Source organism: Flavobacterium sp. HSC-32F16 (assembly GCF_024171645.1).
Classification (GTDB): Bacteria; Bacteroidota; Bacteroidia; order Flavobacteriales; family Flavobacteriaceae; genus Flavobacterium.
The window spans coordinates 1346020-1370550 of record NZ_JALKAC010000001.1 but is presented as its reverse complement, the minus strand read 5'-3'; the positions used below and the strand labels follow the sequence as shown (position 1 = coordinate 1370550).

20 protein-coding genes are annotated in these 24531 nt (G+C 32.9%); 14 read left to right on the top strand and 6 right to left on the bottom strand.

Annotated elements, in window-relative coordinates; genetic code table 11:
* Window positions 1–176 precede the first annotated feature (176 nt).
* From L1276_RS06025 to L1276_RS06005, 5 genes are all read left to right on the top strand, one after another.
* Complete coding sequence (locus L1276_RS06025; protein ID WP_253786143.1) at window positions 177–626, top strand: Rrf2 family transcriptional regulator; 450 nt, start codon at window positions 177–179, stop codon at window positions 624–626.
* Window positions 627–654: 28 nt separating this feature from the next.
* Window positions 655–1176 (top strand): azurin, encoded by a 522-nt coding sequence (gene azu / locus L1276_RS06020; RefSeq protein WP_253786141.1) that lies wholly within the window; start codon window positions 655–657, stop codon window positions 1174–1176.
* A gap of 92 nt (window positions 1177–1268) precedes the next feature.
* On the top strand, window positions 1269–3503 hold the full coding sequence (locus L1276_RS06015) for a nitric-oxide reductase large subunit (protein WP_253786139.1): 2235 nt from the start codon (window positions 1269–1271) through the stop codon (window positions 3501–3503).
* A 21-nt stretch (window positions 3504–3524) separates the two neighbouring features.
* On the top strand, window positions 3525–4256 hold the full coding sequence (ric, locus tag L1276_RS06010) for an iron-sulfur cluster repair di-iron protein (protein ID WP_253786137.1): 732 nt from the start codon (window positions 3525–3527) through the stop codon (window positions 4254–4256).
* A gap of 262 nt (window positions 4257–4518) precedes the next feature.
* Entirely contained in the window at window positions 4519–5727 is a 1209-nt protein-coding gene (locus tag L1276_RS06005; RefSeq protein WP_253786136.1) for a cbb3-type cytochrome c oxidase subunit I, read from the top strand.
* Between the two features lie 250 nt (window positions 5728–5977).
* Here L1276_RS06005 and L1276_RS06000 read toward each other — a convergent pair whose 3' ends face one another.
* Genes L1276_RS06000 through nirK form a run of 3 tightly spaced genes read right to left on the bottom strand, consistent with a single transcriptional unit; the run spans window position 5978 to window position 8832 of the window.
* Complete coding sequence (locus L1276_RS06000) at window positions 5978–6577, bottom strand: SCO family protein (protein WP_253786134.1); 600 nt, start codon at window positions 6575–6577, stop codon at window positions 5978–5980.
* 17 nt (window positions 6578–6594) lie between these two features.
* A complete protein-coding gene (locus L1276_RS05995) occupies window positions 6595–7371 on the bottom strand; it encodes a formylglycine-generating enzyme family protein (RefSeq protein ID WP_371924144.1) in 777 nt (258 codons plus the stop codon).
* 15 nt (window positions 7372–7386) lie between these two features.
* Window positions 7387–8832, bottom strand: coding sequence for a copper-containing nitrite reductase (nirK, locus tag L1276_RS05990; protein ID WP_253786132.1), 1446 nt, complete (start codon window positions 8830–8832; stop codon window positions 7387–7389).
* Window positions 8833–9089: 257 nt separating this feature from the next.
* Between nirK and L1276_RS05985 the strand changes: the two genes are divergently transcribed.
* Window positions 9090–10349, top strand: a complete 1260-nt coding sequence (locus L1276_RS05985) for an aminotransferase class I/II-fold pyridoxal phosphate-dependent enzyme (RefSeq protein ID WP_253786130.1) — start codon at window positions 9090–9092, stop codon at window positions 10347–10349.
* A gap of 122 nt (window positions 10350–10471) precedes the next feature.
* Window positions 10472–10954: a hypothetical protein gene (locus tag L1276_RS05980; protein WP_253786128.1), complete on the top strand. Its 483-nt coding sequence runs from the start codon at window positions 10472–10474 to the stop codon at window positions 10952–10954.
* A 167-nt stretch (window positions 10955–11121) separates the two neighbouring features.
* Here L1276_RS05980 and L1276_RS05975 read toward each other — a convergent pair whose 3' ends face one another.
* Together L1276_RS05975 and L1276_RS05970 are read right to left on the bottom strand one after the other, a co-directional pair.
* Window positions 11122–12240 carry a GTP cyclohydrolase gene (locus tag L1276_RS05975; RefSeq protein WP_253786126.1) on the bottom strand — a complete coding sequence of 373 codons (1119 nt, stop codon included), beginning with the start codon at window positions 12238–12240 and terminating at the stop codon, window positions 11122–11124.
* A 41-nt stretch (window positions 12241–12281) separates the two neighbouring features.
* Complete coding sequence (locus tag L1276_RS05970; protein ID WP_253786124.1) at window positions 12282–13253, bottom strand: transporter; 972 nt, start codon at window positions 13251–13253, stop codon at window positions 12282–12284.
* A 124-nt stretch (window positions 13254–13377) separates the two neighbouring features.
* Between L1276_RS05970 and L1276_RS05965 the strand changes: the two genes are divergently transcribed.
* The 7 genes from L1276_RS05965 (at window position 13378) to L1276_RS05935 (ending at window position 21591) form a co-directional block, all read left to right on the top strand.
* The gene (locus tag L1276_RS05965; RefSeq protein WP_253786122.1) at window positions 13378–13668 is read left to right on the top strand and encodes a DUF4834 family protein; all 291 of its coding nucleotides are present in this window, start codon (window positions 13378–13380) and stop codon (window positions 13666–13668) included.
* A 50-nt stretch (window positions 13669–13718) separates the two neighbouring features.
* Window positions 13719–16169 carry a YfhO family protein gene (locus L1276_RS05960; RefSeq protein WP_253786121.1) on the top strand — a complete coding sequence of 817 codons (2451 nt, stop codon included), beginning with the start codon at window positions 13719–13721 and terminating at the stop codon, window positions 16167–16169.
* A gap of 297 nt (window positions 16170–16466) precedes the next feature.
* Window positions 16467–17750, top strand: a complete 1284-nt coding sequence (locus tag L1276_RS05955; protein WP_253786119.1) for a glycosyltransferase family 4 protein — start codon at window positions 16467–16469, stop codon at window positions 17748–17750.
* Window positions 17751–17828: 78 nt separating this feature from the next.
* Entirely contained in the window at window positions 17829–19298 is a 1470-nt protein-coding gene (locus tag L1276_RS05950; protein WP_253786117.1) for an oligosaccharide flippase family protein, read from the top strand.
* 90 nt (window positions 19299–19388) lie between these two features.
* The gene (locus tag L1276_RS05945) at window positions 19389–20318 is read left to right on the top strand and encodes a hypothetical protein (protein WP_253786115.1); all 930 of its coding nucleotides are present in this window, start codon (window positions 19389–19391) and stop codon (window positions 20316–20318) included.
* A 28-nt stretch (window positions 20319–20346) separates the two neighbouring features.
* On the top strand, window positions 20347–20997 hold the full coding sequence (locus L1276_RS05940) for a mechanosensitive ion channel family protein (protein WP_253786113.1): 651 nt from the start codon (window positions 20347–20349) through the stop codon (window positions 20995–20997).
* 294 nt (window positions 20998–21291) lie between these two features.
* Window positions 21292–21591, top strand: coding sequence for a hypothetical protein (locus L1276_RS05935; protein ID WP_073414872.1), 300 nt, complete (start codon window positions 21292–21294; stop codon window positions 21589–21591).
* A gap of 138 nt (window positions 21592–21729) precedes the next feature.
* Here the strand turns inward: L1276_RS05935 and uvrA are convergent, their stop codons facing one another.
* The gene (uvrA, locus tag L1276_RS05930; protein WP_253786111.1) at window positions 21730–24525 is read right to left on the bottom strand and encodes an excinuclease ABC subunit UvrA; all 2796 of its coding nucleotides are present in this window, start codon (window positions 24523–24525) and stop codon (window positions 21730–21732) included.
* Window positions 24526–24531: the final 6 nt, after the last annotated feature.

The following is a 24531-nucleotide window of genomic DNA, read 5'->3' as shown; positions in this document are numbered from 1 at the left end:
TCTCAAAGTTAAAATTAAAATTGGTTTTTATAGAAACTCAAAGCCTAATTAGCAGCATTTTTGGCACTAATTAGTTTCATTATAAATAAGCCTTTTCTTCAATAAAATTAATTAAAGATAAATTTGTCTTTTATATAATACTTTAATACATTTGTACAGAATTAATCAAATAGTATATGTTTTCAAAAGCGTGTGAATACGGAATCAGAGCTTCTATTTTTATTGCCACCAAATCTTCAAAAGGGATCAGAGTGGGAATAAAAGATGTTGCAAAAGAAATAGATTCACCGGAACCATTTACTGCCAAGATCATGCAGATTTTAACCAAAAATGGCATTATTCATTCTGCAAAAGGAGTAGGAGGCGGTTTTGAAGTTTCGAATGAGGCATTAAAAACGATAAAGTTAATTCAGATTGTCGATGCAATTGATGGCGATAAAATTTACAAAGGATGCGGTATAGGCTTAAAAGAATGTTCAGAAGAACACCCATGTCCAGTACATTTTGAATTTAAAAAAATAAGAGGTCTTTTACTGCAAATGCTTACGACAACAACTTTAGAGCAACTTGCTTTAGGGATTAAATCGGGTGATTTTTTTCTAAAAACAACCCATACATCAGAATAACATTTAAACATAAATAAATACCACAAAAATGAATACAAATACCAAAATTTCGGCATTGATCCTTATGGGATTTTTAGCAGTAACTTCTTGCGGAAAAAAAGAAACAGCACCAGTCGAAGAACAAACAGAAACTTCTACAGAAGGAGAATCAGCTCCAATAGCTGCACCGACTGAAGAAAATGTATTAGTTATTGAAGGAAATGACCAAATGCAGTTTAATACAAATGAATTAAAAGCAGTTGCTGGAAAACCAATCAAACTTACTTTAAAGCACGTTGGTAAAATTCCAAAAGAGGCGATGGGACATAATTTAGTTATTCTTCAGGAAGGAACAGATGAAGCTGCTTTTGCTTTAAAAGCGAATGATGCAAAAGCAACTGATTATATTCCGGAATCTGAAAAAGCTTCAATCATTGCCCATACTAAATTATTGGGCGGCGGTGAAGAAGATACGATCGAATTTACAATTGATAAAAAAGGAACTTACAAGTTCATTTGCTCTTTCCCTGGTCACGTGGCCATGATGAAAGGTGTATTAATTGTTGAGTAAATAGTCAAAAAACTCTGAATCCTTAAAATAGGTTTGGAGTTTTTTTTAAAATCAATAAAAGATAAAAATGTCTTTTATTAAATTCGATCAAAATGAAAAAAGAAAAAAAATTATGGCTCGTTTTTGCATTAGTAATGAGCATATCATTTGCTGTGCTAGGTTACTATGGTTATGAAATTTATCAGCAGGCCCCGCCGGTTCCTAAAGAAATTATAACCGATTCAGGAAAAGTGGTTTTTACTGAAACCGAAATTAAAGACGGGCAGAATATCTGGCAGAGTATAGGAGGCCAGGAAGTAGGATCTATCTGGGGACACGGTGCTTACGTTGCCCCAGACTGGACCGCTGATTGGCTGCACAGAGAAGCGCTTTTTATCCTGAATAAATTTGCCAAAGAAGATTTTAATAAAAAGTTTGACGATTTAGATGCCGAAAAACAATCGGCTTTAAAAATTCGTTTGCAAAAAGACCTTAGAACCAATCGATATGATGCCAATACAGCAGTTCTTACGATATCTGAAAACCGTTTAGCGGCTATTGAAAATTTAAGTGAATATTATAAAGGGCTTTTTACAAATGATCCAAAGTTTAATAAACTGAGAGAAGAATATGCGATTCCAAAAAACTCAATTAAAGATGATGCGAGAATGCAAAAAATGAATGCATTTTTCTTCTGGGCAACCTGGGCAACGGTTACCAACCGTCCAGATTCTGATATTTCGTATACGCACAACTGGCCATCAGATGAATTGGTAGGAAACAAAGCAACCAAAGAACTTTTGGCTTGGTCAGGAGTTAGTATTATTTTGTTGATTTTAAGTATTGGAATTTTAGTTTTCTATCATGCAAAATCAGGTGAAGAAGAAGAATTTCCGCTTCCAAAAGAAGATCCAATTATCCAGCAGGGTAAAACGCCGTCTATGAAATTGGTTGTGAAATACTTCTGGGTTGTAAGTTTATTGATGATTTTGCAAATGACTTTTGGAATTATAACAGCACATTATGGAGTAGAAGGAAACGGATTGTATGGAATTCCTATCGATAAAATTTTACCTTACGCTGTTACACGTACATGGCACACACAATTAGCGATTTTCTGGATTGCTACGGCTTGGCTGGCAACGGGATTATATATTGCTCCGGCAGTTTCTGGTAAAGATCCTAAATTTCAATGTTTTGGTATCAATTTCTTGTTTATCGCTTTATTGATTATTGTTTTAGGTTCAATGGCAGGACAATGGTTTGGTGTAATGCAGAAATTAGACTTGGTTCAAAACTTCTGGTTTGGTCATCAAGGTTATGAATATGTTGATTTAGGACGTTTTTGGCAGATTTTCCTTTTAGTGGGATTGTTTTTGTGGCTTGCTTTAATGATTCGTCCTTTAATCCCGATTTTAAAGAAAAAAACACAAGAGAAAAACCTAATTATTCTTTTCCTGATTTCTTGTACGGCAATTGCAATGTTTTATGGAGCAGGATTAATGTGGGGAAGACAAACCAACTTAGCCATTGCAGAGTACTGGAGATGGTGGGTAGTTCACCTTTGGGTTGAAGGTTTCTTTGAAGTTTTTGCAACCGTTGTTATGGCTTTCTTATTTGTTCGTTTAGGATTACTGAAAACCAAAACGGCAACTTTAAATGTATTGTTTGCGACTATCATTTTCATGTCGGGAGGAATTTTAGGAACATTCCATCATTTATATTTCTCAGGAACGCCAACTGCTATTATGGCTCTTGGAGCTACTTTCAGCGCGCTGGAAGTTGTGCCCTTAACTTTAATAGGATTTGAAGCCTATCAAAACTATAAGATTTCAAAATCAACACAATGGATTGCCGATTACAAATGGCCGATTTATTTTATGATTTCTGTAGCATTTTGGAATTTCCTAGGCGCCGGAATCTTCGGATTCATTATTAACCCGCCAATTGCGCTTTATTATATACAAGGGCTGAATACAACTCCATTGCATGGGCATACGGCTTTATTTGGAGTATACGGAATGTTAGGAATTGGATTGGTATTGTTTGTTCTGAGAAGTTTATACAGAGATGTAAACTGGAATAATAAACTGCTTAAAATTACTTTCTGGTCGCTGAATATCGGGTTGTTTTTAATGGCAATATTGAGCTTGCTTCCAATTGGAGTATGGCAGGCAATTGAAAGTATCGATCACGGAATGTGGTATGCCCGTTCATCAGAATTAATGCAGCAGCCAGCAATGATTACCTTAAAATGGCTTCGTGCGATAGGAGATTCTATTTTCGGAATCGGATTTATTACAATGGCATGGTTTGTATTTGACCTGACATTAAAAAACAAAAAATAATAACAAATTAAAATTAGTATCATGGAAAATTTAAAAAACAAAACAATAGGATCATTTGTAGCGCAAGATTATAGGACCGCCGCAGTATTCTCTAAATACAGAATTGATTTTTGCTGTAAAGGAAACAGAACGATAAATGAAGTCTGTGAAAAACAAGATATTAATGCTGATGCTTTATTGCAAAGTATTCACGAAGTGATTCAGTCTGACAATAACGGTTCAATTGATTTTAACTCGTGGCCGTTAGATTTACTGGCAGATTATATTGAAAAAACGCATCACCGTTATGTAGAGGAAAAAACGCAGACCCTGCTTGCATTTTTAGATAAGTTATGCAAAGTTCACGGAGCGAATCACCCGGAATTATTCAAAATTAACGAATTATTTATTGGATGTGCTGGAGAATTATCGCAGCACATGAAAAAAGAGGAATTGATTTTGTTTCCTTTTGTGAAAAGAATGACCAAAACCAAAGAATCTGACGGAATTTTATCTCAGCCTTCTTTTGGTTCAGTTTCAAATCCAATTGCGATGATGATGCACGAACATGATAATGAAGGGGATCGATTTAGAGAAATTGCAGCTTTGACAGATAATTATACGCCTCCTGCAGATGGTTGTACAACATACAAAGTAACTTTTGCAATGCTTAAGGAATTTGAAGAAGATTTGCACAAACACATTCATTTAGAAAATAATATCTTATTTCCAAAAGCAGTTCTTTTAGAAAAAGAATTTGTTGAAGTAGAATAAAAATAAATTTTAATAGTTCGAAAAGCACCGATAGCACATCTAAAAATGATATTTATCGGTGTTTTTTATTTGAATAAATGCTATTTTTAACGGATTGAGTCAGATGAAAAAAATATCAAACACATAGAAACATCAGTTCTAAAACATTAAAAGGTGGTTTTAGAAAATCTAGGTTTTAGGCATAGCTATGTGCATTAATGCAAGTGAAACGTCTTTTATTCGGTTGCAAATCTATTTTTCTATGTGTTTAAAAATCAATGTTATGAATTCCCAAAAAGCCTGGATAATCTGCTGTTTTTTTAATTTTCTGATTGCTTGTGTATTCGGATTGATAATGCGGTTGGTGTATCTTTTTCCTTTAGATTTCATAAACTACAGTTTCCTGCTTCACGCACATTCGCATGCTGCCATGTTGGGCTGGGTTTATTTAATGGTTTATGTTTTAATCGTGCGTTTCTTTATTTCAAAGGAGAAAAGACAAAAGCCAGTTTACAATCGTTTATTCTGGCTGACCGAATTTTCGGTTCTCGGAATGATGATTGCTTTTCCCATCCAGGGTTATGCGTTGTTTTCTATTATTTTTTCGACGATGCATATTTTACTGAGTTATGTTTTTTGTAGATTGGTTTGGAAAGATACTTCTAAAGAAAAAAAACCGCAGCAAAGACTTTTGTGTGCTTCTGTATTATTTATGATTTTGTCCACTTTTGGAGTCTGGTGTTTGGGCCCGGCCGTAAGTACACTTGGTAAACAAAGCGCTTTTTATCAAATTGCGATTCAGTTTTTCCTGCATTTTCAGTTTAACGGCTGGTTTATATTGGCAATTTTAGCTTTGTTTTTAAAACAATTTCAAAATAAAATAGATGAGGTAAAATTTCATAAATTTTACTTTCTGATTATGGTCTCAACACTTCTAACAGTTTCTTTTCCAGTGCGATGGTTTATAGATAATGATATATTTAGTTATATCAATGTTTTAGGAGTTTTGGTTCAATTATGTGCTTTTATTTATTTCTATAAAATGCTGCAGCCGCAAATTCATCATTTTAAAGATACTTTAGATAAAACAACTAAAACAGTTTATGCTTTGGCTTTATGTTCGTTGTTATTGAAAGTAGGAATTCAATTGCTGACTATTTTTCCAAATTTAGCTGAAGTTTCGCATCAAATCCGAAATTTTGTAATTGGGTTTATTCACTTAACAACTTTGGGAATTATCACCGGATTTTTGTTTGGAATATTGTTGCAGAACAAAATGCTTTCTGCTAATTCTAAAGTACTAAAAATAGGATTGAAAAGTTTTATTTTAGGATATACTGCAACTGAGATTTTATTGTTTTTACAAGGTGGTCTATTGTTTTTTACAAATGGAAGAACGATGGTGTTTTATTATCAAAGTATTTTGATATTCAGTTTATTTCTGGTGTTGGGATTAATTTTGATTATGATTTCAATAGTAAAAGATTATTGATGAAAAATAAAAAAAGTCCCAGCGGGACGATATAGTTATAGAATATTTGTTGATTAGTACAGATTAAGTCTCTTAGGGTAATATATTAATTATATCATAAAAGGATTTCGCTTCGATGGGACTTTACATTTACAAATCCATTGACTTTTAAAACATCTATGCAGCTTTAAAATTCAAAAAAAAAAACAAGAGTCGATCCATTCCTAAAAAATCTCCTCTTGCTTTTCTCCTAAATCAAAATGTTTAATTTTTATATTTTTCCAGCTTCTTTATTTATTGTTTCAATTGTTTTTTCATTATTTACGCCTAAACCTTCTTGTTGAAATATGAGTTCTCCAGCCGGGTTAAATACGCTGATAATATTAGAGTGCGAAAAATCTATTGGAGATATTTGTTTGTAATTAACAGCTAAAACAGCTGCAAATTCTCGTGTGTTTTCTTCAGATGAACGAAGAAAAATCCAGGGATCCTGATTCATTTGATTGGCAATGGCAAAACTTTTTAATTTTTCCGGAGTATCGGTTTTGGGATCAATACTTACTAAAATCAGCTTTACATTCTTTTTGGATTTTTTATCCAATTTAGATTCAATATCTCGCATATCGGCCACTAATCTTGGGCAGGCTGCTTTACAGCTTGTATAAATCATAACCATTACCAAAACATTTCCGTTAAGGCTTTTCAATTCAATATCTTTTCCATCCTGAGTAGTCCATTTTGACGGCAGATTGTAGATAGATAAATCACTAATCTCTTTATTGGTTTCTGCCGGATCAATTTTTTTGTCAGATTCTTTACAGCTTTGCAAAGAAAATAAGAGAATGAAGACGGCAATTAGTATTTTTTTCATTTGAAAATAATTTAAAATTAGAGCTTTGGTTTTGTGTCGCTTACGCACCTAAAACCAAGATTACGGGTAGAATATTGCGCTTTAAGACTTCCTCTAAATGCGTATCGCATAAACGCGGCATAATCCATTAAATCGGTTGCGTTTACAGAAGCGCTTCCGCAGAAAAGATTCTTGTCACTGCTTTTGTCTTTTCTCGATTCTCCCGATAAAAAAATGCTGTTAAAGTCCGATGTCCATTCCCAGACTAAACCGTGTATATCATAAACTCCCCAATAATTCTTAAAAGTCTGTCCAATTTTATTTTCATAGGTTTTTGACTTTTCATACCAGGATAATATATATTCGTTGAACTCTTTTTTAGTTCTGGCATCAACTTTTTTTTCATCGGCCATAGCTGTATATTCCCATTCATCCATTGTTGGTAATCGTTTTCCTTGGCATTCGCAGTATTTTTTTGCTGCAAACCAAGAAACACTTGTGACGGGGGATTGAGAGTTTACATTTCCAAAATCAAAATCACTTTTCCAATAGGACAAATAGCTTTTGTCTGCAAAAATTCCTTTTATTTTGGACTTGCTGTACAATGGATTTTTTTTGATAAAACTTAAAAACTCAGTATTTGTAACGGGATAAATATCGATATAAAAAGATTTTACAATAATAGGTTTTTTGGATGTGGCTCCGTAAAGAGGGACAAATGAACCCTCTTTTACCGGAACCATTCCATTTTCCTGAGCCCTTGAAAACCCTGAGAGCATCACGAAAAAGGTAATAATGAAAAAATGTATTTTCATACTGAATAATTGCTGTTATCTTAATGCTTTTACCATTTCTGGAGTAACTTCTGTTTTGTTATTGCCCCAGCTGTTGTATATATAGGTTAAAACGTTTGCTATTTCGTCATCAGATAAATTTTGAGCCGGCATTACGTTGTTGTATTTTTTCCCGTTTACAGTAACTTCTCCCGTTAAACCGTGTAATATTGTTTTAATAGCACGTTTATAATCAGCATTTAAGTAATCTGATTTAGCAAGAGGAGGGAAAGTACTAGGAATTCCCTGCCCTTCAGATTGATGACAAGCGAAACAGGTTGTTCCGAAAATTTCTTTTCCAATTTTGACTTTCTCTTCAACAGTACGTTTTGGAACAACAGTTTTAGCAGCTGAACCTCCAGGCATTTTTTGAATCGTTCCGCCTTCAGGTAAATAAATACCTTCCTGAATTGTTCCAGAATAGATGTTTTTGTTTTCATTCCCTTCAACTTTCAACATTCCTAAAGCTCCTTTGTTAAATGCCCTAAAAATAGAGTGATCCACGAGAATAAAAGTTCCCGGAGTTTCTACTTTAAAATCTACAATTGCAGCACCGCCGGCAGGAATTAGAGTAGTTTGTACATTTTTATTAATAGTGCTTCCGCCTTCAACATGAACACTATCGAAGATTTCGCCAATTACGTGGAAAGAAGAAACTAAGTTTGGACCTCCATTTCCTACATATAAACGAACCGTTTCGCCTACTTTGGCAGTCAATTCATTTCCATTAGTCAGAGCCCCTACTTTTCCATTAAATACAACATAATCAGGAGTTTCTTTTACAGCCTTATTCATATCAAACGGCTGGAGACCTTTTGCTCCGTATTCGCCCTGGGTATAAAAATCTCCCTGCATAACATAGTATTCTTTGTCAACCGGAGGAAGCCCGCCTTCTGGTTCAACCAAAATCAAACCATACATACCGTTGGCAATATGCATTCCAACAGGTGCTGTAGCACAATGGTAAACATACAATCCCGGATTAATTACCTTAAAGCTGAACACTTTTTCATGTCCGGGAGCTACTAATGAAGAGGTTGCTCCACCGCCCGGACCTGTTACGGCATGTAAATCGATGTTGTGCGGTAGTTTATTGTCTGGATGGTTTTTTAAATGAAACTCTACTTCATCTCCAACTCGGGTTCTAATAAAGCTTCCGGGTACAGATCCGCCAAATGTCCAGTAGGTGTATTTTACACCATCGGTCATTGTACCTTCCTGTTCTTTAATTTCCATGTTCAATTTTAGCTTCATGGCTGTTCTGCTACCAACAGGTTTTGGTACATGAGGCGGAGAAGTAAGCTCGGCGTTCATTTCTCCTTCTGTCATTATATCAGCATAATTTACAGCTTCTTCTTTTTTGCAGCTTCCTAAAAAAAGAGCAGAGGCAAGGATACATACAAACATGTTCTTTTTAATTGAAATGTTATTTTTCTTTTTCATGATTCATTTGGTTTATTTTAGTTTAAATCTGAAACAAATATAAAAGACCATTTTATCTTTTATTATGATAAAAATCATGATTTGTAAGTAAGTATGTTTTTAAATTGAAATGTTTTAAAGATTTGTATTTAAATTAAATCTTGTTAAAAGTTTTATATTGAATATTTTTTAATAAAAATAAATTGGGGTCTGAATTTTAGAATAATAATGATTATTTTTGCTCGCTGATTAAGTTAAAAAAATTACTACACTATATTATGGTAAAAGATTTATTCGAAAGAATTCAGGACAATAAGGGACCTTTAGGAAAATGGGCTTCTCAGGCAGAAGGTTACTACGTTTTCCCAAAGTTAGAAGGAGAGTTGGGTCCTAGAATGACATTTCATGGAAAAAATATCCTAAACTGGAGTTTAAATGATTATTTAGGTTTAGCTAATCATCCAGAAGTTCGTAAAGCAGATACAGATGCAGCAGCTCAGTTTGGTGCAGCTTATCCAATGGGAGCCCGTATGATGTCTGGACACACTACTTATCACGAACAATTAGAAAATGAATTAGCTTCTTTTGTAATGAAAGAATCAGCTTATTTATTGAATTTTGGTTATCAGGGAATGGTATCTATTATTGATGCTTTGGTTACTAAAAATGACATTATTGTTTACGACGTAGATTCTCATGCCTGCATTATTGACGGTGTTCGTTTACACATGGGAAAACGTTTTACTTACAAGCACAATGATCTTGAAAGTATGGAAAAAAACCTGCAGCGTGCTACTAAAATGGCCGAAGAAACAGGTGGAGGTATTTTATTTATTACCGAAGGTGTTTTTGGAATGCGCGGACAACAGGGAAAACTAAAAGAAATTGTAGCATTAAAACAAAAATACAATTTCCGTTTATTAGTTGATGATGCACACGGTTTTGGTACACTTGGTAAAACAGGTGCAGGAGCAGGTGAGGAGCAGGGAGTTCAGGCAGATATTGATGTTTACTTTTCTACTTTTGCAAAATCTATGGCTAATATCGGTGCTTTTGTGGCAGCAGATAAAACAGTTATTGATTACTTAAAATACAATTTACGCTCGCAGATGTTTGCTAAAGCGTTACCAATGATCCAGACAATTGGTTCTTTGAAACGTTTGGAGTTGTTACGTAATTCATCTGAAATTAAAGATAAACTTTGGGAGAATGTAAACGCATTGCAAAGTGGTTTAAAAGAAAAAGGATTTAATATTGGAGATACAAATACTTGTATTACTCCGGTTTATCTTGAAGGAAGTATTCCTGAAGCGATGGTAATGGTAAACGATTTAAGAGAAAACTATGGTATTTTCCTTTCAATTGTTGTTTATCCGGTTATTCCAAAAGGAATTATTTTGTTGAGAATGATCCCAACGGCATCTCATACTTTAGCTGATATCGATGAAACGTTAACTGCATTTGAAGCAATTCGCGAGAAATTAGTTAACGGTACTTATAAAGAAATTGCAGAACGTACAACTGTTGACGTTTCGTAGTTTGACTAATAAATAGATTTCCTTAAGTGGAAATTATGTAAAAAAATCCATTTGTTATACGAATGGATTTTTTTTATTTAAAGTAACTTTAATTCATAATCAACAAAATAAAAAACAGCATTATGAAAAAAATATTAGCAATATCGACCCTTATTTTAACGGTTCTTATTTCTTGTAAAAAAGCAACTGAGACAGAACCTATACAAATAACTCCAAGTCCGCCAAAAGAGGCTCAGATAGTTGAACCTGCTGGAGATCAGTGTTATTCTTGGACATCGAAAGGAAGTGTTATCGAGATGAGTTTTAATGTAAATTCTCATCAGGAAGTAAATGGTAAATTAAGTATTAATATAGTAGGAAAAGATAAAAATGAAGGCACCCTGATTGGAAACATGAAAGGCGACACTTTAATTGCTGACTATACTTTTAATTCTGAAGGAGTTTCATCAGTGAGAGAAGTTGCTTTTTTGCAAAGAGAAAATACCTTTATTGAAGGATACGGAGATGTAGTTACAGCAAATGACAAAGTAACTTTTAAAGATAAAACAAAATTGAAATTTGATCCAAAAAATACATTAACTAAAGTAGATTGCAAAGTGGAATAAAATAAAGTGTTTATAAAGTGAAAAATCCATTCGTTTTGGGGGCGAATGGATTTTTTTATGTTTAATCTATATTTGATTTTTCAAAATTCAACTTTACAGCATTACATTTTTACTGTATGTTATTTCATCTGCAATTATGAAAACTGAAAAAAAATGGACTGAAAAATTTATAAATACTTCAAATACGTTTTTCTCTGACAATGAATTTTTGGGTCAAAGTTTTTCCAAAGTAAATGTATTGCTGTATTTTCGGCTAATTCAGGAGTTCTAATGCAATTTTGAATTCCTCTTTCAGAGAATGTTTTATAATATTCATCAAAAATAATAGCGGTAACTCCTTTGTTTTGATAATCAGGATGAACGCCGATAAGGTAAAAAACAACATCTTTACTTTTTTTTCTGGCTTTTAAAAGATGAAGAAAACCAAACGGGAAAAGTTTTCCTTTTGCCTTTTGTAATGCCTCAGTAAAACTTGGCATCACGATGCTAAAAGCAACCAGATTATCATCTTTATCTACCACAAATTTTATGTATTCAGGATTAATAAAGCTGATGTATTTCTTTTTAAAATATTCTTTTTGAATATCTGAAATGGCTACAAACGAAGCTAATTTGGCATACGATTCATTAAACAAATCAAACATTTTGTCTACATGAGGCATGATGTCTTTTGTTTTTGTAAAAGTAAGCGATCGAAGTCCGTATCGTTTCTTAATTAATTCCTGTGCTTTAAGGAAAAACTCAGGTTTTACATTTGAAAAAGGGAAAATACTTTCGATGTATTCTTTCTCTATCTGAAATCCTAATTGTTCAAAATGAGTTACATAATACGGATTATTGTACCATGTAATCATTGTTCCCACCTGATCAAAACCTTCTGTAAGAACTCCTACTTTATCTAAATTAGAGAAACCCATTGGCCCTTCGGCATGTTCCAGATTGTGTTGTCTGCCTAATTCGTATACTTTTTCAAGAAGCGCTTTTGTTACTTCAATGTCATCAATAACGTCAAACCATCCAAAACGAACTTTTCGCTTGTGCTGATTGTTTACTTCTGCCCAGTTAATGATAGCCGTAATTCTTCCAACAATTTCATTGTTTTTGTATGCCAGGTAAAAATAAGCTTCTGCATTATCAAAAGCCGGATTTTTAGTTTTATCAAACGATTCTAATTCGTCAGCAATAATTGGCGGTACCCAATATGGATTGTCTTTATAAAGTGAGAAAGGAAATTTGATATATTCTGTTAATTCCTTTTTGGTTTTGGCTTCTTTAATTGTAATCATTAATTGGCATTATAAAAACCTCATTATAAGAGGTTAGGTTATTAATTTTCGTATTTAGCTTTACGTTTTCTTTCTTTTTCCTGATAATCGATAGGTTTTTTATTGTCAGGGTTCTTTTTAGCTCTTTCTTTATTTTTAAATTCGATTACTTTCTCTTTGTACCATCCATCATAACGCCAGGAAAAACCTACTCCGCCATATAGAACAGAAGGCGTATTTTTAAAATTAGTACTTATAGAAGCATCAACCTGCATATTTGGTGATAAAAGAAATGCCGCGCCGCCACGAACAATGGCATCGCTGTAAAAGTCACTTTTAAAACCTTGGTTTTCTACAAATCCAGACCATCTGTCGTTAAATCCGTGTGTTAAAGTTAAAATATAACCATAACTTGGATAATCAGTAGTAATGTAGTCAGCAATAATATTGGTTACAAAAACCCATGATCCGCCGCCTAATACGTTTTGAGTGATCAAGGAGATTTTAGGAGAAATTTCACCATTTGGAGAAAAATAATACGGATTATCGGCTCCAACAAAATTGGCTCCGGCAAAAACAGAAACTGCCGGAATTAATTCACGCCATTGAAAATTTCGATTGGCTTTGTAACTGTAAATATTACTTTCTCTTTTATAATTCTTGTAAGGATCGTAAATTAGATATTTTGCACCTAAAACGGTCTGTCTGAAATTGTTTTTTTTGTAACTGGTATAAGGAGTATCAAAGTTTTCTATTTGATACTGAAGATCAAGTACAAATTCGAGCTGTTCAAGAAAAGCACCATACCTTATGGTTAAATCTGTACCAAAACCTGAAGCGTCATAATCTAGTAAATTGTGCTTTTCTTTAATGCCATAAACGCCAATTTCTCCTTGAATTACTGATTTCCCAACTGCATAAGCCGACATGGTTTCGCCGGGGCGGTTTGAATTGATAACATCAGTATATTGCGCAAAGAAAAGCTGCGGAGCAAAAAAAAGAGCGGTAAAGAGTAATTTTTTAATTTTCAACATAATTATTTGGGGATTAGAAAAATAATAACGCAATTCAAATGTACTATATTTTATTATTTATTTAAGATTGATATTTTAATTTTAAACAACGGATTTACTAATTTTGGAAAAAAATTATATGATCATGCAAGAAGCATCTTTTACAAATTTGTTTAAAACGATAATGTGGATTATTGCGTTTTATTATATTTTTAAATTTTTGGCTCGAATCTTTTTGCCGGTATTGGTAAAAAAAGCAGTTGAAAAGGCAGGAGAAAACTTTCAAAGACAACAACAATACGGCCAGGACAATTCATGGCAGCAAACTCGTACGAACAACAATAATGACGAGATAATCATCAATACCGCTAATGCTAAAAAGCCGCGCGAGACCAAAAAAGTAGGTGATTATGTTGATTACGAAGAAATAGATTAAGTTTGTATCCTCAACAAGCAGGATTCATCATTTAACCAAACCAGCCAAAATTGAAAATAGTAAATAAATTCTATCCGCACGCCCTTGTAGTACTGGGCTTTATTCTCGTTTCATTAATTTATTTTTATCCGGTTCTGCAGGGAAAACAAATTTTCCAGTCAGATATTGCTCAATACACCGGAATGGCCAAAGAGCAAAATGACTTTAGAGCCGCTGAACACGCAGAACCTTATTGGACTAATTCGGCTTTTGGCGGAATGCCTACTTATCAATTAGGAGCTAATTATCCAAACGATTTTGTGGGTAAAATAGACGATATGTTACGTTTTTTACCACGTCCTGCAGATTATTTATTTCTGTATTTCTTAGGTTTTTACGGTTTGTTATTAGTTTTAAAAACAGATCCTTTAAAAGCTTTTATAGGCGCAATTGCGTTTGGATTTTCTACCTATTTAATTATTATTCTTGGAGTTGGGCACAATGCAAAAGCGCATGCCATTGCCTATATGCCATTGGTTATTGCCGGATTTATCCTCGTTTTTCAGAAAAAATATGTTTGGGGAGGTTTACTCACTATGTTTGCGGTTGCGTTAGAAGTTAATGCCAACCACTTTCAAATGACCTATTATTTATTGATTTTCTTATTGATATTATCGGGTTATTTTACTTTCAACTTTTTAAAAGATAAAGAATATAAACCGCTTTTAACTGCTATTGGAACTTTGGCTGTTGCAGGAATTTTTGCAATTGGCGCCAATGCGGCCAATTTAATGGCAACAAGTGAATATGCTAAATTTAGTACACGAAGTAACAGCGAATTGACTTTTAATCCAGATGGATCAAAAAAGACAAATGAAAACGCTTTAAGCCGTGAATATATTACAGAATACAGTTATGGAATTGCTGAAAGTTTTAATCTGATTGCTCCAAGACTTTTTGGAGGTTCAAATCATGAAAATGTGGGTACAGACAGTAATATGTATTCATTTATGTTGGATCATAACGTGCCAGCATCTGATGCTGAAAATTTTGTATCGGGAATGCCAACATATTGGGGAGATCAGCCCATTGTAGCTGCGCCTGCTTATATCGGAATTGTAGTATTCTTTTTGGCTGTTTTAGCTTTATTTATTGAAGATCGAAAAATAAAATATGTATTTCTTTCAGGTGCTTTGTTTTCATTAGTACTTTCATGGGGAAAAAATTTCTCTCTGTTAACTGATTTCTTCATTGATTATGTGCCAATGTATGATAAGTTCAGAGCGGTATCGTCTATTCAGGTTATTTTAGAATTGTGTTTTCCTGTATTGGCAGTAATGGGGATTCAATCATTTTTTAAAGCAAAAGACGAGCCTAAATTGCAGCAGAAAGCCCTTATTCAAACAGGAGTTTTTGGTTTAGGAGTTATTTTGATTTTAGTATTTGCAAAAGGATTTTTCCATTTTTCAGGAAGCAGTGATAATTATTTCCTTCAGTCTTACGGACCAGAATTTGTAGATGTTTTAAAGGAAGACAGAAGATCTTTATATTCTGCCGATTTACTTCGTTCAGGATTTTTTATTGTAGTAACTTTTGGCTCTTTATGGCTGTTTATCAAAAACAAGTTTTCGCAGACAACCACTTTAGTAATTGTTGCTCTTTTAATGATTTTTGATTTGTTTTTTGTTGATAAAAAATACGTTTCGGCTAAAGACTTTGTTAGTCCGGTACAAATTGCAGCACCTTTTCAGGAAACACCTGCGGATGCTAAAATTTTAGAAGATACAACTCATTATAGAGTTTTTGAAGTAAATGGCAATATGTCGAGCGCAAGAGCTTCTTATTTTCATCATTCTATAGGTGGTTATCATGCTGCAAAACCAAGAAAAATGCAGCAGTTATTTGATTACCAAATTGCGAAAAATAATCTCGAAATACTTAATATGCTAAATGTTAAGTATGTAATTCAAACCGATAAAGAAGGAAAAGAGATTCCAACAGTTAATCCTGAAGCAAATGGAAATGCTTGGTTTGTAAGTTCAATAAAACTGGTTAATAAGGCAGATGATGTTATGAAAGCTTTAGACCATATTGACACTAAAAAGGTGGCCGTTTTTAATGTTCATGAACATGAAGGCAAATTTAAAAATGCCCGAATGAAAAAACCATGGGATACAACCGGAACAATAAAACTAGTTCAATACAAGCCAAACTATATTAAGTATCAATCTGATAATGGAAAAGATGGTTTAGCTGTTTTTTCTGAAATCTATTATAAAAACGGATGGAACGCTTACATTGACGGAGAATTAACAAATCATTTCCCTGTTGATTATGTTTTAAGAGCTTTGGAAATTCCTGGTGGAAAACATACAATCGAATTTAAATTTGAACCAAATGTTATAAAAACAGGAGGTACAATTAATTTGGTTAGTTCAATTGGAATGTTCCTGCTTTTATTTGTGGGTATTTATTTTGAACGAAAAAAACATAGTACAAATAAGAGCGAGTTTAAAGTTTAACTTTTAGATGCTGACTTTAAAGATTTTTAAAATTGTTGTATTTGCCATTTTTGATTTATTTGTATTTATTTTTTGCGGTATTTACATGATGGGATATGATGACTTTTATGAAGAAAGCCAAGGAGAATATTTTAGTTTTTCTAGTATGGAAACGGAATATAAAATTGTCTGGGGATTTTATAATTTTTGGATTTTTTTAAACGGTTTACTTCTAATCTATTTTATATATAGAATATATAAGAAATTTGCTTTAAAATAAACTTTAAATTTACACTTTACAACAATAATCAATTTTCATTGGAACAAAAAAAGCTCTTAATTATTACGTATTACTTTCCTCCAGCGGGCGGACCGGGAGTACAACGCTGGTTGAAATTTGTAAAATATCTGCCGGATTTTGGTGTTCAGCCCATTGTGTATGTTCCTGAAAACCCAACCTATCCAATTGTTGATGAAGGTTTGGTAAGCGAAATATCAGATAAAGTAATTGTTCTAAAAAATAAAATTTGGGAGCCTTATCAATTGGCTTCTGTTTTTTCAAAAAATAAAACCAAGAAAATCAGTTCTGGAATTTTTCCACATAAAAAAAAGCAGACTTTTTTAGATAAAGCTTTTCTTTGGGTGCGAGGTAATTTGTTTATTCCGGATGCAAGAGTTTTCTGGGTTAAACCTTCTGTTTCTTATCTTGAGAAATACATCAAAGAAAATAATATTGATACAATTGTAACTTCGGGACCGCCGCACAGTTTACATTTGATTGGTTTAGAATTAAAAGAAAAACTAAATATAAAATGGTTTGCCGATTTCCGCGATCCGTGGACTACTATTGGTTATCATAAAGCACTGCGTTTGTCTAATTATGCAGCGAAAAAGCATAAAAATTTAGAACATAAAGTTCTGAATTCTGCTGATACTATTATTGTAACCAGCAAAACGACAAAAGCAGAATTTGAGGCTATTACGGATAAGCCCATTTCTGTAATTACTAATGGTTATGATATTGAAAAGGTTGAGAAACAGCCTTTGGACGAAAAATTCACTCTTGCTCACATAGGTTCGTTTTTATCAGACCGAAATCCTAAATTCTTATGGGAATGTTTGGTTGAACTGCTTCAGGAAATCCCAGATTTTAAGTCTCATTTAGAAATTAAGCTGATTGGAGCTGTAAGTCAGGAAGTTTTGGATTCTATAAACGAATTTAAATTAAATGACTATTTGAATCTTTTAGGATATGTTTCGCACAATGAAGCGATTGCACATCAAAAAAAATCTCAGGTTCTGCTTTTAATCGAAATTAATTCAGAAGATACCAAAAGCATTATTCCGGGTAAATTGTTTGAATATATGGTCTCAAACCGCCCAATAATTGCTATTGGACCAAATGGTTCTGATTTTGCCGATATTATAAAAGAAACGAATACAGGAGTATTTTTTGATTATTCAGAGAAAGCGAAGTTAAAAAGTGTAATTTTGGACTTTTATAATCAATTTTTGGAAGGAAAATTACAAGCTAACGGTGTTGGTTTACAGCAATATTCTCGAAAAAATCTTACTAAGCAATTAGTGCAGTTGATTAATTAAAACAACAATTTCAAAAATATAAAGAGAGCAGAAAATTAAAAATCTAAACTCTAAACTCTAAAACTCTGCAATCAAAAAATGGGTATTGTCTTAAACCAGTCTTTTAAAAACACTATAATTACCTACATAGGCTTTGGAATTGGAGCTATTAATACACTTTATTTATATCCTGTTTTTTTAGGAGCCACTTTTTATGGTTTAACTAATTATATTACATCTGCAGCAAATGTGATCATGCCATTATTTGCCATTGGAATGCAAAATACATTGGTTAAATTTTATTCGCAATACCAAACTGAAGAAGAAAAATCCCGTTTTTTATCCTTTACGGTTTTATTCCCATTATTATTAATAATTCCGCTTTTACTTATTGGTCTTGTTTTTTATGATGAGATTATATTTTTTGTTTCAAAAAAGAATGCGATTGTAAAAAGTTATATCTGGTTAATACCATTTATAGGATTGTGTATGGCCTATTTTGAAATTTTTTATGCCTGGCTGCGAGTAAATATGCATTCCGTTTTTGGAAACTTTGTTAAAGAAGTAGGTTTGCGATTGTTTTCATTATTTTTATTAATTGGTGTTTACTTTAATTGGCTTAGTGTAGAAGGTTTTGTTTACGCAACAGCTATTTTATATTTTTTCGCCTTTTTGATCACCATGTTATATGCATTTAGTATTCAGAAGCCAACTTTCCAGTTTACAATACCAACAAATACAAAAGATATCTTAGTATATACTTTTTATATTATTTTATCTGGGAGTGTTGCTAATTTGCTTTTGGATGGGGATAAAATGATATTGAATCAATATATGCAGATTGAAAACATTGCCTTCTATTCTGTAGCAACTTATATCGCTTTGGTAATTTCAGTACCAAGTCGTGCTATGCATCAGATTGTGTATCCTATTACGGCAAAATTAATGCATGAAAACAGACATGACGAATTGAACGAGCTTTACAAAAAGACTTCCATAAATCTGCAAATGGTGGGTGGTTTTGTAATGCTTTGCATATTTGTAAATATTAATCAATTATACGAACTGGTTCCAAAAGAATACAGCGGAGGAATCGAGGTTGTATTCATGATTGGTTTGTCTAAATACTTCGATTTAATTTTAGGAAACAATAACGCTATCATTTTTAATACTAAATATTACCGAATGGTATTGTATTTAGGATTAATGCTGGTTGTATTGACTGTAGTTTTAAATATGATCTTTATTCCAATTTTTGGAATTTTTGGATCTGCTTTTGCTACTTTATTGTCTATTACATTGTACAGTTTGGCAAAACTTCTTTTTGTGGTTAAAAAGCTTAATTTATATCCGTTTACCAAAGAAACAATTTCATCAATGGTATTAACATTTGTCTTATTTTTAGTGTTTTACTTTTGGGAATTTCCATTTTTTCAGCTTATCAGTATCGCTTTAAAATCTATTTTAGTAACGATTTTATACGTTTACCTAAATTACAGATTTAATATTTCTCCAGATATTAATAAAGTGATAGATACCCTTTTGAGAAAAATTGGAATTAAAATTTAATACGATTTTATTTATAAAAGTGAAGTAATTTAAATTCGGATCTATTTTGTTTTTATATTTGTTAGCAGTAACTAGTTAACTATAAGAACAATGAGAAATAAATTACTTTGGTTTTTAGTTGTTTTCACTGTTTCGTTTTATTCAGTTTCATTTGCTCAGAATAGCAATCGGGATACTTTACATAAAATTGAAGTTAAACCAAAATTAAAAGCATATCCTGTTGTTCCCTTTAAGGATACACTTTTTTATGTGTATAATAATGTAGGTTCCTTTTCAGCCGAAAACAGAGCGCACGCCATTACAGAAAAAATCAGGAAACTGTATGAGGATTCTTTTTTTGAAAAAGATTCTATTTTGGTTGTTCCTGCGGAACTTTCACAAGACATAATTTATAAAAATGATTTTATTATTATGTCTATTCTGGAAGCAGATGCAAAAGCAGAAAATCAAACGGCCTCTTCTGTTGCAAAACGGAATTTAAACTTAATAAAGAAAGCCGTTATCTATCAAAATGAAAATTATTCAATGCTTCCTAAAAGACTTGGATATACGGGCTTGTTGATTTTAATTATTGGTTTAGTTTTATATTTAGCAGGGAAAATATTTAACAGAATTAAATTATATATCTTAAAAAACAGTGACAAGTATTTTAAGGGTGTTACTTATAATAACATCAATTTCCTGTCACCTCAAAGACAACAGTCCTTGTTAATGCGGTTATATAGCTTTATAAAGGCAATTACTTTAATTTTAATCGTATATCTGTCACTTCCTGTTTTATTTAGTATTTTCCCCGCTACCGAAGCTTATACCAAAACTTTGCTGCACTGGATTCTTTCTCCTGCAAAATTAGCGGTAATGGGCTTTCTTAGATTCTTGCCCAGTTTAGTTACTATAATCGTTATTATCTTCATTTTTAAATATACGATAAAAGTTATTAAGTTCTTTTTTGATGAAATAAAGCAAGAGAATATCAAAATTGATGGTTTTTACAGCGATTGGGCAATGCCAACATTTTAATATTATAAGATTGCTGTTTTTTGCTTTTATGATTGTAGTTCTATTTCCATATCTGCCGGGCTCAGATTCTCCTATTTTTAAAGGAGTTTCAGTCTTTGTGGGTATATTGTTTTCACTGGGTTCATCAAATGCTATTGCTAATATGGTGGCTGGCTTAGTTATTACTTATATGCGTCCGTTTAAGATTGGTGATTTTATTAAAATAGGTGATGTAAGCGGCGAAGTAATAGAGAAAACGGCTTTGGTAACCCGAATCAGAACGCCTAAATTTGAGGATATTACCATTCCTAATTCGACCGTTTTGTCGAGTACTTCAACCAATTATTCTTCGAATACCAAACAAAATAATAATGGATTATTAATTCATACTACGGTTACAATTGGTTATGATGTTCCGTGGACAGAAATTTATAAAGCTTTGATAGATGCTGCCTTAAAAACAGAAATGACCGAAAAAGAACCAAAGCCTTTTGTATTGCAAACGAGTTTAGATGATTTTTATGTTTCTTATCAAATCAATGTTTACACAAAAGAACCCACAAAACAGCCAGGAATTTATTCCTCACTCCATCAAAACATTCAGGATTCTTTTAACGCAGCAGGAATCGAGATTATGTCTCCCCATTACAGCGCTCTGAGAGAAGGAAATACAACTACAATACCTCCTGATTATTTATAAAGCGATTATTAACCCCGGTTTTTTGATATTAAGGATAAAACCCAGTTTCTTTTTGTAAGATATTTAAAATGTGAAAATAATCTTAATTTTTTTTAGTCATTTCTTTGAAATTCAATTTATTAAAATTAATTTTATATTGAGTTTTAATATCGCTCATTATCTTTTATTGCAAAAAATATCTTTCAAAATACAATAAATTGAGATTTATTGCTGTTTATTTAGATAAGAGTATTTAATTAAAAGTCATTGAAATTTAAAGTAGTATCACATGCAGACAAACCCAAACGAATGATTATGAAAAGCAGTAAGCTAAGTCAGGAACAAAGTGTACAGGTGTTTTCCAATATGATATCTAACAAAGTTCATAATGGATTTACATTAGAGGAGAGAAATGATGAATTACTTTTTGCTGTTCTTTCTAAAGGCGGAAAAGTAGTCAACCACAGTTTAAATTTCATGATTTTTTGTTTAACCCTCGGATTATGGTCATTTGCGTGGCTGTATCTTACATTCGAGGCCTCGAAACAAAAAAAGGTTTTAGTAGCCATTGACGAAGATGGCTTTCCTTTTGAAGAAAAATGTTTAGTTGCTTAAAGCTTTTGGCTTTATGCCTTAAGCAGTAAGCAAAGAAAGCTTTAAAATTAAAAAGCGGTTTATGTTTATACATAGACCGCTTTTTTTATGTGTTTTATATTTATTGCTTTAAAACTGTAAAAGCTTGACTATTGCCTTTTAAAGCTTGTCTTTTAAATAAATTCCAGTAACCGATTCTTTGATTTTAACCACATCTTCAGGAGTTCCTACAGCTAATAAATGTCCACCATTTTCACCACCTTCTGGTCCTAAATCTATAATCCAGTCGGCACATTTTATTAAGTCAAGGTTATGTTCAATTACAATTATCGAATGTCCTTTTTCGATTAAAGCATCAAATGAGGCCAATAATTTTTTGATGTCATGAAAATGCAAACCGGTTGTAGGTTCATCAAAAACAAATAAAGCCTTGTCTTTTGTTGCACCTTTTACTAAAAACGAAGCCAGTTTAATACGCTGTGCTTCACCTCCTGAAAGAGTAGAAGAGGATTGTCCTAACTGAACATATCCTAAACCAACGTCTTGTAAAGGCTGTAATTTCTGGGTAATTTTAGACTGTTTGTTTTTTTCGAAAAAAGCAATTGCATCATCAATAGTCATGGTTAAAATATCGTTGATGTTTTGATTGTCGAAAGTGATTTCCAAAATCTCTTTTTTAAAGCGCTTACCGCCACAGGTTTCACAAGGCAGGGAAACATCGGCCATAAAGACCATTTCAACGTTTATTGAGCCTTCTCCTTTACAAGTTTCGCATCGGCCTCCGTCAACATTAAAAGAGAAATGTTTCGCCTGATAGCCTCTTATTTTTGATAATTTTTCTTTGGCATACAAATCACGAATATCATCATACGCTTTTATATATGTAACCGGATTCGATCTCGAGCTTCTTCCAATTGGATTTTGGTCTACGTATTCAATATGTTTAATTTGAGAAAAAGATCCTGATATATCACTGAATTGTCCCGCTTTTTCAGCCGCATTTTCCAGTTTTTTCTGCATGGCAGGAAATAAGATTTTCTTAATCAAAGTACTTTTCCCGCTTCCTGAAACTCCGGTTACCACCGTTAAAACGTCAAGAGGGAAAGTAACATTAATGTTTTTCAGGTTATTTTCCCTTGCGCCAATAATATCAATATGATTTTTGAATTTTCGTCTTTTCTTTGGAACCGAAATCTCTAAATCGCCATTTAAATATTTAGAAGTTAATGAATCTGATTTTAAAATCTCTTCGTAAGTTCCCTGCGCTACAAGGTTTCCTCCAAAAGTTCCTGCTTCAGGACCAATATCAATAATCATATCGGCCGCTTTCATAATGTCTTCGTCGTGTTCTACTACAATTACGGTATTTCCTAAATCACGAAGTGAAAGCAATACTTTTATCAAACGCTCTGAATCTTTTGGATGCAGACCAATACTTGGTTCATCTAAAATATACATCGAACCAACCAAACTGCTTCCTAAAGAAGTAGCAAGATTAATACGCTGCGATTCTCCTCCAGAAAGTGTTGAAGAATTTCTATTTAAGGTTAGATAATCTAAACCCACTTCGGTCAAGAAAGATAAACGATTGTTGATTTCGACCATTAAACGTTTTGCAATTTGCTTTTCGTATTGGTTTAATTCTAGGTTTTTGAAAAAAGTAACCAAATGTTTGATAGGAAGATCTACTAAATCTGAAACCGTTTTTCCGCCAATTTTTACATATGAAGCTTCTTCGCGTAAACGTTTTCCGCGGCAAGCGTGGCATTTTGTTTTGCCTCGATAACGCGAAAGCATGACACGATTTTGTATTTTATAATTTTTCTCTTCTAATTCTCTAAAGAAATCATTTAAACCTTGAAAATATTGATTTCCTTTCCAAATCAAATCTTTTTGATCATCTGAAAGTTCAAAATAAGGTTTGTGAATTGGAAAACCGAATTTGTAAGCATGTTTTACCAATTCATCTTTGTACCAGCTCATACTGTCGCCGCGCCAAGGATAAATGGCACTTTCAAAAACAGATAAAGAGGTGTTTGGAACCACAAGATCTGCATCAATTCCAATAATATTTCCGTAGCCTTCGCAAACCGGACAAGCTCCATAAGGATTATTAAAACTGAACAAATGAACATTTGGTTCTAAAAACGTAATGCCGTCTAATTCAAAATTATTAGAATAGGAAAACCTTTTATATGAACCCACTTCCTGAAGATAACAAATTCCTTTTCCTTCAAAAAAAGCAGTTTGCACGGCATCAGAAAGACGATTGTAAAACTCTTCTTCTTCCTTTACCACAATACGGTCAATGATTAATAAAATGTCTTTATTATCGAGTTTATGCAGTTCTGTCGGTGTAAATTCATCTAAACGAACCATTTCGTTATCGACTAAAATACGGGCAAAACCTTGTTGTAAAAGTACTTTAAGTTTGTCTTCGAGCTGACGGCCTTCTTCTAAATGAATAGGAGCAAGCAAAAGCCATCTGCTGTCAATTTCGAGTGTTTTTACATCAGAAACAACATCCGTTACCGTGTTTTTTTTGACTTCCTGACCTGAAACTGGCGAATAGGTTCTTCCAATTCTGGCGAATAAAAGTTTGATGTAATCGTAGATTTCGGTAGAAGTACCAACTGTAGAACGTGCATTTGTAGTATTTACTTTTTGCTCAATAGCAATTGCAGGTGCAATTCCTTTTATATATTCAACTTTTGGTTTGTCTAAACGTCCCAAAAACTGACGTGCGTATGATGATAAACTTTCAACATAACGGCGCTGTCCTTCGGCATATAAAGTATCAAAAGCCAAACTTGATTTTCCTGATCCGGAAAGCCCTGTAATAACCACCAGTTTGTTTCGCGGAATGGCCACATCTACATTTTTTAAATTATGTACTTGTGCGCCTTTTATTATAATATTTTGCTTTGGGTCGAGTGTAGAAAGATCAATTTGCATAAAAAA

Bases quoted from the DNA above. Each gene is read 5' to 3' on its own strand.
- L1276_RS06025 (WP_253786143.1), top strand. From the start codon at position 177: ATGTTTTCAAAAGCGTGTGAATACGGAATCAGAGCTTCTATTTTTATT.
- azu (WP_253786141.1), top strand. From the start codon at position 655: ATGAATACAAATACCAAAATTTCGGCATTGATCCTTATGGGATTTTTA.
- L1276_RS06015 (WP_253786139.1), top strand. From the start codon at position 1,269: ATGAAAAAAGAAAAAAAATTATGGCTCGTTTTTGCATTAGTAATGAGC.
- ric (WP_253786137.1), top strand. From the start codon at position 3,525: ATGGAAAATTTAAAAAACAAAACAATAGGATCATTTGTAGCGCAAGAT.
- L1276_RS06005 (WP_253786136.1), top strand. From the start codon at position 4,519: ATGAATTCCCAAAAAGCCTGGATAATCTGCTGTTTTTTTAATTTTCTG.
- L1276_RS06000 (WP_253786134.1), bottom strand. From the start codon at position 6,577: ATGAAAAAAATACTAATTGCCGTCTTCATTCTCTTATTTTCTTTGCAA.
- L1276_RS05995 (WP_371924144.1), bottom strand. From the start codon at position 7,371: ATGAAAATACATTTTTTCATTATTACCTTTTTCGTGATGCTCTCAGGG.
- nirK (WP_253786132.1), bottom strand. From the start codon at position 8,832: ATGAAAAAGAAAAATAACATTTCAATTAAAAAGAACATGTTTGTATGT.
- L1276_RS05985 (WP_253786130.1), top strand. From the start codon at position 9,090: ATGGTAAAAGATTTATTCGAAAGAATTCAGGACAATAAGGGACCTTTA.
- L1276_RS05980 (WP_253786128.1), top strand. From the start codon at position 10,472: ATGAAAAAAATATTAGCAATATCGACCCTTATTTTAACGGTTCTTATT.
- L1276_RS05975 (WP_253786126.1), bottom strand. From the start codon at position 12,240: ATGATTACAATTAAAGAAGCCAAAACCAAAAAGGAATTAACAGAATAT.
- L1276_RS05970 (WP_253786124.1), bottom strand. From the start codon at position 13,253: ATGTTGAAAATTAAAAAATTACTCTTTACCGCTCTTTTTTTTGCTCCG.
- L1276_RS05965 (WP_253786122.1), top strand. From the start codon at position 13,378: ATGCAAGAAGCATCTTTTACAAATTTGTTTAAAACGATAATGTGGATT.
- L1276_RS05950 (WP_253786117.1), top strand. From the start codon at position 17,829: ATGGGTATTGTCTTAAACCAGTCTTTTAAAAACACTATAATTACCTAC.
- L1276_RS05945 (WP_253786115.1), top strand. From the start codon at position 19,389: ATGAGAAATAAATTACTTTGGTTTTTAGTTGTTTTCACTGTTTCGTTT.
- L1276_RS05940 (WP_253786113.1), top strand. From the start codon at position 20,347: ATGATTGTAGTTCTATTTCCATATCTGCCGGGCTCAGATTCTCCTATT.
- L1276_RS05935 (WP_073414872.1), top strand. From the start codon at position 21,292: ATGAAAAGCAGTAAGCTAAGTCAGGAACAAAGTGTACAGGTGTTTTCC.
- uvrA (WP_253786111.1), bottom strand. From the start codon at position 24,525: ATGCAAATTGATCTTTCTACACTCGACCCAAAGCAAAATATTATAATA.